At 74.4% G+C, this 489-nt stretch carries 1 pseudogene; it reads right to left on the bottom strand.

Features of this window, described 5'->3' with window-relative positions:
- Window positions 1-489: pseudogene (locus A5481_RS31595) on the bottom strand (ATP-binding protein); the annotation flags it as partial.

The following is a 489-nucleotide window of genomic DNA, read 5'->3' as shown; positions in this document are numbered from 1 at the left end:
CGCCCGGCAGGCCGATCCGGCGGAAGAACGCGGTGCCGCGCACCGGCAGGGTGTCGCGCATCCAGCGCTCGAACCGGTCCATCTCCCCCTCCCGCAGCGCCCCGTCGCGCAGGGTGCGAAGGGCCACGAAGGTGCGCAGGTCGTCGTCGGACGGATCGATCAGCGTGCCGCCCGCGGCGAGGAACCGGTCGACGAGGGTGCTGGTCTTGGCCCCGGCCGGCACCGGCCCGCGGCGCACCAGCAGCAATTCGCGGCCCGGGATCCTGGTCGAGATGCCCGAGGCGGTCAGCGCCGCCCGCAGGCGGGCCTGGAACGCGATCGGGTGCGGCTGCAGCAGGGCGCGGTAGCAGACGTGGCGCTCGCGGTCGTTCTCGTCGCGGTGGAGGAAGGTCAGCCGGCCGTGCAGCGGCGGCAGGCGCTGCTCGGGCTCGCCCTTGCTCACCACGTCGACGGCGTCGTCCGGATCGTCCTCGAGGGCGTAGAGGTCGA

The sequence above is a fragment of the Methylobacterium platani genome (genome assembly GCF_001653715.1).
GTDB lineage: Bacteria > Pseudomonadota > Alphaproteobacteria > Rhizobiales > Beijerinckiaceae > Methylobacterium > Methylobacterium platani.
Note: the sequence above shows the minus strand (reverse complement) of the source record. Positions and strands in the feature narration are given on the sequence as shown.